The 10,381-nt window shown below is 72.2% G+C and carries 9 protein-coding genes; 4 read left to right on the plus strand and 5 right to left on the minus strand.

Annotation, left to right across the window (positions count from 1 at the left end; all coding sequences use genetic code 11):
• Window positions 1–49: 49 nt before the first annotated feature.
• Together V3N99_14715 and V3N99_14720 are read right to left on the minus strand one after the other, a co-directional pair.
• Window positions 50–526 carry a universal stress protein gene (locus tag V3N99_14715; protein ID MEO3937992.1) on the minus strand — a complete coding sequence of 159 codons (477 nt, stop codon included), beginning with the start codon at window positions 524–526 and terminating at the stop codon, window positions 50–52.
• Between the two features lie 145 nt (window positions 527–671).
• Entirely contained in the window at window positions 672–1,616 is a 945-nt protein-coding gene (locus tag V3N99_14720) for a 1,4-dihydroxy-2-naphthoyl-CoA synthase (GenBank protein ID MEO3937993.1), read from the minus strand.
• A 59-nt stretch (window positions 1,617–1,675) separates the two neighbouring features.
• Between V3N99_14720 and V3N99_14725 the strand changes: the two genes are divergently transcribed.
• The 4 genes from V3N99_14725 (at window position 1,676) to V3N99_14740 (ending at window position 6,412) form a co-directional block, all read left to right on the plus strand.
• Window positions 1,676–2,158 (plus strand): NUDIX domain-containing protein, encoded by a 483-nt coding sequence (locus V3N99_14725; GenBank protein ID MEO3937994.1) that lies wholly within the window; start codon window positions 1,676–1,678, stop codon window positions 2,156–2,158.
• Entirely contained in the window at window positions 2,155–3,162 is a 1,008-nt protein-coding gene (locus V3N99_14730) for an o-succinylbenzoate synthase (GenBank protein MEO3937995.1), read from the plus strand. The genes V3N99_14725 and V3N99_14730 overlap by 4 nt, the downstream gene beginning before the upstream one ends.
• 42 nt (window positions 3,163–3,204) lie before the next feature.
• Window positions 3,205–4,659 (plus strand): FAD-binding oxidoreductase, encoded by a 1,455-nt coding sequence (locus tag V3N99_14735; protein ID MEO3937996.1) that lies wholly within the window; start codon window positions 3,205–3,207, stop codon window positions 4,657–4,659.
• 475 nt (window positions 4,660–5,134) lie between these two features.
• Window positions 5,135–6,412, plus strand: coding sequence for a class I SAM-dependent methyltransferase (locus V3N99_14740; GenBank protein MEO3937997.1), 1,278 nt, complete (start codon window positions 5,135–5,137; stop codon window positions 6,410–6,412).
• 37 nt (window positions 6,413–6,449) lie between these two features.
• Here the strand turns inward: V3N99_14740 and V3N99_14745 are convergent, their stop codons facing one another.
• The 3 genes from V3N99_14745 to V3N99_14755 all read right to left on the minus strand — a co-directional run bounded on the left by V3N99_14745 (window position 6,450) and on the right by V3N99_14755 (window position 10,364).
• Window positions 6,450–8,429: an EAL domain-containing protein gene (locus V3N99_14745; protein ID MEO3937998.1), complete on the minus strand. Its 1,980-nt coding sequence runs from the start codon at window positions 8,427–8,429 to the stop codon at window positions 6,450–6,452.
• 182 nt (window positions 8,430–8,611) lie between these two features.
• On the minus strand, window positions 8,612–9,409 hold the full coding sequence (locus V3N99_14750) for a phosphatase PAP2 family protein (GenBank protein ID MEO3937999.1): 798 nt from the start codon (window positions 9,407–9,409) through the stop codon (window positions 8,612–8,614).
• Between the two features lie 310 nt (window positions 9,410–9,719).
• Window positions 9,720–10,364 carry a TRIC cation channel family protein gene (locus V3N99_14755; protein MEO3938000.1) on the minus strand — a complete coding sequence of 215 codons (645 nt, stop codon included), beginning with the start codon at window positions 10,362–10,364 and terminating at the stop codon, window positions 9,720–9,722.
• Between the last annotated feature and the right edge of the window lie 17 nt (window positions 10,365–10,381).

Here is a 10,381-nt window from a genome sequence, read left to right on the forward strand (position 1 = left end):
ACCTGACTAAAAATTGGCAAATCGCCGGGTGGTCACGAGGCAGCCGTCGTCAGGCGCGATGGTGGGGCGGTGGTGGGGTGGTGCCGTCGACGACGAGCACGCGACAGGTCGCCTGCTCGGTGCAGGCGGCGCTGACCGAGCCGGGGAGGAGGCGGCGGACGCGGCCGTGACGGCGGCTGCCGAGCACGAGCATCCGGGCGTGGGCGCTGAGGTCGAGCAGGAGCTCGGCGGCGTTCCCCCGCAGGACCCGGCACTCGAGGCCGGCTGGCGACGGCCCACCGAGGACGCGGTGCACGAGGGCCTCGAGGGCCTCGCGCGAGACGGCGTCGGGGTCGCGCTCGGCCGCAGACCTGCGGCCCGAGCCGACGAGACCGAAGGTGGGTGCAGGCTGGTAGGCGCTCGCGACGACCAGCGTGCTGCCGGTGGCGGACGCGACGAAGGCGGCCCAGCGCAGCGCCTTCAGGCTCGATTTCGAGCCGTCCACGCCGACGACGACCGATCCGGGTGCGGGTTGCGCGACGGACACGCTCACTCCTGGATGTCGGCCCTGGCTGGTGTGCGGTGTGGTCCGCTGTTGTCCCAGCGTCTTCCACCTTACGACGTCCGGGACCGACTCGACCCTCCACCTGTTGGCCGGGCCGGCGCAGGACGACCGGGTGGCACGAGTCGGATCAGAAGTACCAGGGGAACGGCGACCAGTCGGGCTCGCGCTTCTCGAGGAACTGGTCACGCCCCTCGACGGCCTCGTCGGTCATGTAGGCCAGCCGGGTCGCCTCGCCGGCAAAGACCTGCTGGCCCATGAGGCCGTCGTCGGCGAGGTTGAAGGCGAACTTCAGCATCCGCTGGGCCTGGGGGGACTTGCCCATGATCTCGTGGGCGACCTCGAGCGCAGTGGTCTCGAGGTCGGCGTGGTCGGCGACGAGGTTGACCGCCCCCATCTCCTTCATCTCCTGCGCCGAGTAGGCCCGACCCAGGAAGAAGATCTCGCGAGCACGCTTCTGCCCCACCATCTTGGCGAGGTAGGCCGAGCCGTAGCCGCCGTCGAAGGAGCCGACGTCGGCGTCGGTCTGCTTGAACCGGGCGTGCTCCCGCGAGGCGATCGTCAGGTCGCAGATCACGTGCAGGGAGTGCCCGCCGCCGGCGGCCCACCCGGGCACGACCGCGACCACGACCTTGGGCATGGTGCGGATCAGTCGCTGCACCTCGAGGATGTGCAGGCGTCCACCCTCGGCCTGCACCCGTCGCTGGTCGACCGTGTCTGCGGTGGCCCCGTCCGCGTACTGGTAGCCCGAGCGACCGCGGATGCGCTGGTCGCCGCCGGAGCAGAACGACCACTTGCCGACCGCGCCCGTGCCCTCGGGTCCGGGTCCGTTGCCCGTGAGCAGGACGCACCCGACGTCGGCGGTGCGCCGGGCGTGGTCGAGCACCCGGTAGAGCTCGTCGACCGTGTGCGGGCGGAAGGCGTTGAGCACCTCGGGGCGGTCGAAGGCGACCCGCACCGCGCCCACCCCCCGGGCCCGGTGGTAGGTGATGTCGGTGAGGTCGTCGAAGCCCTCCACCGGCTGCCACTCCTGCGGGTCGAAGATCTCGCTGACGACGGCGGGGGAGGAGCTCACGTCCCCCAGCGTATCGAGCCACCGCCCGGGTCGCCCCCGAGGCGGCATACGCTCGGGCCATGCCGACTCCCGACTTCGTCCTGGCCCTGCGGGAGAAGGTCGGCACCGCGCCGCTCTGGCTCTCGGGCGCTGCCGCTGTCGTCATCCGCGATCGCGAGGGCGGGAGCGAGGAGGTGCTGCTGGTCGAGCGCGCCGACAACGGGGACTGGACCCCCGTGACCGGCATCATCGACCCGGGCGAGGAGCCGGCCGTCACCGCCGAGCGGGAGTGCCTCGAGGAGGCCTGCGTCGTGGCCCGGGCCGAGCGCCTGGTCTGGGTGAGCGCCGGCCCACCGCTCACCTACGCCAACGGTGACGTCTCGCAGTATCTCGACCTCGTCTTCCGGTGCTCGTGGGTGTCCGGCGAGCCGCGGGTGGGCGACGACGAGTCGACCCAGGCCCGCTGGTGGCCCCTCGACGACCTGCCCGCGCTGACGCCCCGCAACGCCGCCCGCATCGCGCACGCCGTCACCAACGCCCCGTCCGCGGCCTTCGACCGATGACGGTCCCACCTCGGCCCGAGCTGCCCGAGCTGCCCGAGCTGCTCGCGACGCTGCGGGTGGTGAGCATCCCTCTGCGCGTGCGCTTCCGCGGCCTGGAGCACCGCGAGGCGGCGTTCATCCAGGGCCCCGCGGGCTGGGGTGAGTTCGCTCCCTTCCTCGAGTACGCCGCCCCCGAGGCCTCGCGCTGGCTCGCCTCGGCGATCGAGAGCGCGTATGCCGGGTGGCCAGCCCCGCTGCGCACCTCCGTCCCGGTCAACGCGACCGTCCCTGCGGTGCCCGCCGACGCGGTCGCCGCCGTGCTCGCGCGCTACGACGGCTGTCGCACCGCCAAGGTGAAGGTGGCCGAACTCGGGCAGACGCTCGACGACGACGTCACCCGGGTCGCCGCGGTCCGTGAGGTCATGGGCCCTGACGCCGCACTGCGCGTCGACGCCAACGGGGGATGGTCGGTGAGTGCCGCAGTCACGGCCATCCGGGCTCTGGCCGCCCACGGGCTCGAATACGTCGAGCAGCCGTGTGCCACGGTGGAGGAGCTCATCGAACTGCGAAAGACGCTGCGCGACAGGCATATCGACGTGCTGGTCGCCGCAGACGAGTCGGTGCGCAAGGCCGATGACCCGATCCGCGTCGCCCGGCTCGGCGCCGCAGACCTCGTGGTGGTCAAGGTGGCGCCGCTGGGAGGGGTGCGGGCGGCCCTCGACATCGCGCAGCGCTGCGGTCTGCCCACGGTGGTCTCCTCGGCCATCGACACGAGTGTCGGCATCGCCGCCGGCGCAGCCCTCGCGGCGGCGCTGCCCGGGCTGCCCCACGCCTGCGGCCTTGGCACCGTCTCGCTGCTCGCCGACGACGTCGTCAGGCGGCCCCTGGTGCCGGTCGGCGGTGAGATCGCGGTCGGCGCACCCGAGGTCGACGAGGAGGCGCTGGCTCGGCTCGCTGCCCCACCGGAGCGTGAGCAGTGGTGGCGCCAGCGGGTGGCCGCCGCCCATGCCGTGCTCGCAGGATGATCCGGGTCGCCGCTCCCGCTCCGCGGCTGGTTGGATGACGAGGTGCCCCATCCCGGACGACTGACCACACCCGCCGAGCACGAGGCGGCCACGGCGACGGTGCTCGCGCAGTATGCCGCGCTGCCGGCCGACCGGCCCGTGCGCCTGGCCAAGCGCACGTCCAACCTGTTCCGGGCGCGCGCAGCCACCACCGGGCCGGGGCTCGACGTCTCGTCCTTCGACCGCACCATCGACGTCGACCCGGTCACCCTGACGGCGCGGGTGCAGGGCATGACGACCTACGAGCACCTGGTCGACGCCACGCTGGCCCAGGGGTGCATGCCCCTGGTCGTGCCGCAGCTGCGCACCATCACCATCGGTGGCGCGGTCACGGGTCTGGGCATCGAGTCGTCGTCCTTCCGCAACGGACTGCCGCACGAGTCGGTGCTCGAGATCGAGATCCTCACCGGTGACGGCGAGGTGGTGCGGGCGACCCCTGACGGCGAGCACACCGACCTCTTCCACGCCTTCCCCAACTCCTACGGCTCCCTCGGGTACGCCCTGAGCCTGACGATCGAGGTCGAGCGCGTCCACCCCTACGTCGCCCTGGAGCACGTGCGCTTCCACGACCTCACCTCAGCGACCGACGCCATCGCCGCGATCATGCGCGAGCAGGCCTGGCAGGGTGAGCCCGTCGACTTCCTCGACGGTGTGGTCTTCAGCGACGACGAGGTCTACCTGACCCTCGGGCGGTGGGCCGACACGCTGGCGGATGCCCCCGACGGCGTGCCCAGCGACTACACGGGCAGCAAGATCTTCTACCGGTCGCTGCGAGAGCGCACCCACGACCTGCTGACCGTCCGCGACTACCTCTGGCGCTGGGACACCGACTGGTTCTGGTGCTCGCGGGCGTTCGGCGCCCAGCACCCCGTCGTGCGGCGGCTGTGGCCCAAGAGCAAGCTGCGCTCCGACGTCTACTGGAAGATCGTCGCCTTCGAGAACCGGCACCAGGTGGCGGCCCGCGTCGACGCGCGGCGCGGCCGCCTGCCGCGCGAGCGCGTGGTGCAGGACGTCGAGATCCCGCTCGAGCACACGGCCGAGTTCGTCGACTGGTTCCTGCGCGAGGTGCCGATCGAGCCGCTGTGGCTGTGCCCCGTGCAGCTGCGCCCGCGACCCGGGCCGCCGCAGCCCGGCACCACCGGGTCACCCGACCAGCGCGCCGCAAGCAGCACGCAGTGGCCGCTCTACCCCATGGGGGTCGGTCAGCCCTACGTCAACGTCGGCTTCTGGTCGACCGTGCCGATCGAGCCGGGCCGGGCCGACGGCGACACCAACCGCGGCATCGAGGCCGAGGTCACGCGCCTCGGGGGGCACAAGTCGCTCTACTCCGACGCGTACTACGACGAGGACACCTTCGCCGAGCTCTACGGCGGCAGCGACTACGCCCTGGTCAAGAAGCGCTACGACCCCCGGGGCCGGTTGCCCACCCTCTATGACAAGGCCGTGCGGGCCCGCTGATCGCGGACCCTCGCGGCCGTGGCCGCGCCGGCGTGAGGCCGGGGCAGACCTCGAGCCTCGGGCGGGTACGCCGAGCCCGCTGACGAACGACGCGCTGCTCGACTGGGTTGCCGGACAGGCCGCCGGAAGCCAGGTCGGTGGGGTTGTTCGCCCGCCCGATGGAGTCCTGGAAGAGGGAGCCACCGCCGACGGCGCGGCGAGACCGGGATCGGCGCACGGGGCCGAGTCGGGGCCATGGCTTAGCCGACGTGAACGTCACCCGGCCGTGCCTCCGCGCACCACTGAAATGCACGTCTGGGCTGTTTGCCCATGGGGCGAAGCGGGCGTATGCCGCGACGCCGTACGGGGTCGTTCCTCCTGCCGGGACGGTTGTGCTGCTCGACTTTCCTGAGGGGGTGGACGAGTGGCAGAGTAGGGGCGTGCATGCGACCCCCCGCTCCGGTGATCACGACGTCCTCGGGTTGGGAGCGACGGCATGACGATGACCGTGGCGCAGGCCTTCACTGCCCTCTTCGGCCCCTCCGCCCTGGTGCGGTTCACCGCCTTCGACGGCTCGGCGACTGGTCCCGAGGATGCCCCTTGGCGCATCGACCTGCTCAGCGAGCGAGGGCTCAACTACCTTCTCACCGCGCCCGGTTCGCTCGGGGTGGTCAGGGCCTACCTCATGGACGACCTCGTGGTCGACCCGCTCGACGAGGCCGACCCCTACGAGGCCCTGCGGTTCATCGAGGACGAGCTGTCGATGCGGCGGCCGAGCGCCGCGGACGCCGCGGCCCTCGCCCGCTTCGTCAAGGAGCACCGCCCGTGGCTGCCCGAGCTGCCGCCGCAGGAGACGCCCGGCCAGCTGCGACGCATCGCGCGAGGGCTGCAGCACGGGCGGCGACGTGACGCCGAGGCGATCCACCACCACTATGACGTCTCCAACCGCTTCTACGAGATGCTCCTCGGCGAGTCGATGACCTACACCTGCGCGTGCTACCCCACGCAGGAGGCGACCCTCGAGGAGGCGCAGTTCGAGAAGTACGACCTCGTCTGCCGCAAGCTCGGCCTCCAGCCGGGCATGCGACTGCTCGACGTGGGCTGCGGCTGGGGCGGGATGGTGCGGCACGCCGTGAAGCACTACGGCGTGACGGCAGTGGGGGCGACCCTCTCGGCCGAGCAGGCGTCCTGGGCCCAGGCGCGCTTCGAGGCCGAGGGTCTGTCGGGCCGGGCGCGAGTGCTGCACAGCGACTACCGCGACATCACCGAGACCGGCTTCGACGCCATCTCGTCGATCGGTCTCACCGAGCACATCGGGCCGAGCAACTACGCCGCCTACTTCGCCTTCCTGCACGACCGGCTCGCCGACGGTGGGCGCCTGCTCAACCACTGCATCACCCGTCCCGACAACCGCGCCCCGGGCCTGCCGGCGCGCGGCTTCATCAACCGCTACGTCTTCCCCGACGGCGGCCTGACGGGCTCGGGAGACATCGCGCGGGTCATGGAGGACACCGGGTTCGAGGTACGTCACCAGGAGAACCTGCGCGAGCACTACGCCATGACCTGCCGCGACTGGTGCCGCAACCTCGCCAAGCACTGGGACGAGTGCGTCGAGGAGGTCGGCCTGGGCACCGCCCGGGTCTGGGGCCTCTACCTCGCCGGCTCGTCACTCGGGTTCGAGCTCAACAGGATCCAGCTGCACCAGGTGCTGGCCAGCAAGACCAGCAGCGCTGGCGTCAGCGGGTTCTCGCTGCGTCCGACCTGGGGCAGCTGAGCCACGAGGCCCCAGCGAGTCGCCGGAGTCGCCCGGGTCACCCGGCGCGCAGCTGCGGCACGGCGCAGGAGCGCCCGCGCAACCACTCCGTGACGTCCGCGGCCGGCATCGGGTGCGCGATGTACCAGCCCTGCACGCCGTCGCAGCCGAGCGACTCGAGCATCCGCAGCTCGTCGGCGGTCTCGACGCCCTCGGCGATGGAGCGCATCCCGAGCGCCTGAGCGAGGTCGACCAGCGCCCGGACGATACCCACGGCGCGGTCGCCCTGCGACATCGCGGAGATGAACCCCCGGTCGATCTTGATCTCGTCGACCGGCAGCGAGCTCAGGCGCAGCAGCGACGAGTAGCCCGTGCCGAAGTCGTCGAGGCTGATCGACACGCCCAGGTCGCGCAGTGTGGCCAGGTTGCGCTTCACGTCCTCCACGGCGTGGGTCACGATGCGCTCGGTGATCTCGAGCTGCAGCATGCCCGGCGGCAGATCGTGCTGGAGCAGACCGCGGGCCACCACCCGGGGAAGCTCCGACCCGGTCAGGTCGGTGGGCGCGACGTTCACAGCAACCTGGACGGTCATGCCGGCGTCGCGCCAGCAGGCGATCTGGGCCAGGGCGAGGTCGACGACCCGCTCGGTGAGCAGAGGCATGATGCCCGACCCCTCGGCAAGCGGGATGAACTCGTCCGGCGGGACGAACCCGCGCACCGGGTGCCGCCAGCGCACCAGCGCCTCGACCCCGATCGGCGTCCCCCCGGCCGTCGACACCTTGGGCTGGTAGTGCAGCTCGAGCTCGTCGTCGGCGAGCGCCTGTCGCAGCTCGCCGAGGAGGGCGAGCGCGTCGGCGGAGTTGGTGTCCCGCGCGGGGGAGTACACCTCGAGGCGGGTGCGGCTCTCCTTGGCCGTGTACATCGCGACGTCGGCGCGCCGCAGCAGGGTGCCGCCGTCGGTGCCGTGCGCGGGACACATCGCGATGCCCACCGACGCCTCGGCCTCCAGCGAGAGGCCGCCCACGTCGATCGAGTGGGAGACCGACAGGCAGACCCGCTCGGCGACCTCGCGTCCGCCCGCCTCGTCTGTGCCGTGGACGATGATGGCGAACTCGTCACCCCCGAGCCGCGCGACGAAGTCACCGGGCCGGACCCGCTCGGTCAGCCGGGTCGCGAACTCGACGAGCAGGGAGTCGCCGACCTGGTGGCCGAGCGTGTCGTTGACCCGCTTGAAGTCGTTCATGTCGATGAGCATCAGGGCGAAGGGGGTGCCGTCGCGCTCGTGCGTCACCAGGGCGTTGTCGAGCTCGAAGCGGAGCGTCTTGCGGTTGGGCAGGCCGGTCAGGTCGTCGTGCCCGGCCGCGTGCTCGCGCTGGAGGGACATCGACGCCGTGTAGTACAGCAGCAGCAGCGGGATGAGCAGCAGCGGCAGCATGAACCACGAGTGAATGGCCACGACGACGATGATCGGCGAGATCGCCATGACCGAGAGCGTCATCAGCGTCACGTGGGCCAGGTCGCTGAACAGCAGCACGCCCAGCGGGGCGAGGTAGGTGAGCACGCAGGAGACGACGAGGGTGTTGACGACGTAGTAGACGACCCAGGCGAGCGGGACCCAGAGCCAGGCGTCGACCTGGAGCCTCGGCAGGGAGTGGTCGAGGCTGATCGGGCCGTGAACGGCCCAGATGGCGAGGTACGCCGCGCCGACGGACATGGCGTACTGCGCCGGGTTGAACAGGACCTTCCACCACTCCTTGCCCGCGCGCAGGTCGGCAGCGAGCGACGCGATGCCGACGCTGAGGATGGCCGGCCAGACCCCCCAGAGGAAGAGCATGCCGCACAGGAACGCGGTCGACATGACGACACCCTGGGGGTCGTGACCGCGGCCGGCCACGAGGGGGAGGAGCTCGAGGATGACGAGGAGCCCGGCGGTCATGAGGAAGGCCGCCGGCTGCTCGACCGAGCCCACGGTCGCGACGTGGTAGACCGCGAGCAGGATGAGAGCCCACCCGACGGGCACGCTCGCGTACCACGTCACGCTCGACAAGGTGAGCGCGCGGAGCGAGAACGCACTGTTCCTGACCAAGGGGGCCTCCTGCGTGGACGTCCCTTTTCCATCGACCGCCGCACGACGGACCTGAGCCGTTCGGACCGAGCGGGCCACGTACAAACCGCCAGCGCGAGCGGCTGCCTGCTGCGCCAGACCTGGGTCAGCTGACCTCACGGCGCCGAGTCGGCGGCGCGGGCCCGGCGCACCGTCAGGTGCAGCCGGTGAACGGTCACCACGACGGCGAGCCACCCCAGACCGAGGAGCCAGCCGGCGACGACGTCGGTCAGCCAGTGGTGGCCGAGGTAGACGCGGCTCAGGCCGATGGCCAGGGCGAAGACCGTGCCGGCGACGAGCACGGTGCTGCGGGTGCGCTTGCGGTGCAGGTGAAGCAGCACGAGGTAGACCACGACCCCCGTCACGACGACGGAGTTGAGCGCGTGGCCGCTGGGGAACGACGCTGAGGACTCGTACGGCGGCACCGCCAGCGCCAGCGGCGGGCGGGTGCGCCCGGTGAGGTCCTTGCCCGCGACCGTCATGGCCAGCGAGCCGGCGGCCGCCAGCGCCAGGAGCACCAGCGGTGTCCAGCTGCGCCACCGCCAGGTCATGACCAGCACGGCGAGGGTGGCGAGGATCGGCATCCCGACCGGCCCGCCGAGGTTGGTGAACCCCGTGACGAGCGTGTCGAGGGTCGGCGTGCGCAGGGACACCGCGAGATCGAGCGCGGGCTGGTCGAGTCCGGCCAGGTCGTTGCGGTCGACGACCGCCTCGTAGACCTCGCCCGTGCCCCAGGTGGCGGCGAGCGCGACCCCCAGACCGATGGCCAGCGTGATGACGAGCGCGAGGTGCGCGCCCGCCCACCCGGCCAACCGGAGCCCGAGGCGGGCCAGACCGCGCCCGAAGTCAGTGGTCCACGTCGTGACGTCGCGGCTGCCGATGTGGCGTTCGGTGGTGGGGTCGTCGTACCGCATGGACCCATCCTCTCAGCCGCACCCCCGAGCCCCTCGGGGGGTGAGCCAGCGGCCCGGGCCGTTCTACGCCGAGCTCGTCGTCGCCCGGGGCCTCGGTCTGCTGGACGTGCTCGCGACGCACGAGCCGAAGGCCCTCGACCTCGTGCGGCGCCTGTGGGAGCTGCCGCAGGTCCCGACCGCGGCCGAGCTGGAGGCGGTCGCCCCGCCGTGGTCGCCGTTCCGCGCCTGGCCGTGGTGCACGTGCGGGCGGTCGGGGAGGCGTTGCTGCAGGAGCGGGCTCGCGTCGCCTGACGCGGCCTCCGTGACGCCGTCACGAGGGGTCGACGGCAGCCTGCCGGTCGGCGCGTGGCACGGGAGCCGTCCAGCCGCGCCAGAGGGCCAGCAGCCGGAGGCCGGTCATGCCGACCGCGGCGGCGACCACGGCCACGTCGGTGACCGGCCTGTCCCCGGCCGTGACCACGAGGGCGAGGCAGCCGGCGACGGCGGGCACGGCATACAGCCTGGACTGGGGGCGGAAGAGGGACGGGATCGTGCCGGCGAGCACGTCGCGCAGCACGCCGCCGCCGACGCCCGTGACCGTGCCGAGGAAGACGGCCGTGACGGGTGGGGCGCCGACCGCGAGCGCCTTGGCCGTCGCCGTCGCGCAGAAGAGACCCAGCCCGACGGCGTCGACGACCTCGACGGCGCGGGCCAGGCGGCTGACGACCGGGTGGAAGAAGAAGACGACCACGGTGGCGGCCAGGGGGAGCAGGAGCCACGAGGGGGTGACGAGGGCGACCACGGGCACCTCGAGCAGGACGTCACGCAGGATGCCGCCGCCGAGGGCGGCCGCGGTCGCGAGCACCGCCATCCCCACGACGTCGAAGCCGCGACGTACGCCCGTGAGCGCGCCGGAGAGGGCGAAGGCGAAGAGGCCCACGAGGTTGAGCCACGGAGCGACACCGGTGGAGAGCACGACCCATTGTGGCGGGG

This window comes from Dermatophilaceae bacterium Soc4.6 (assembly GCA_039889245.1).
In the GTDB taxonomy this organism is placed as follows: domain Bacteria; phylum Actinomycetota; class Actinomycetes; order Actinomycetales; family Dermatophilaceae; genus Lapillicoccus.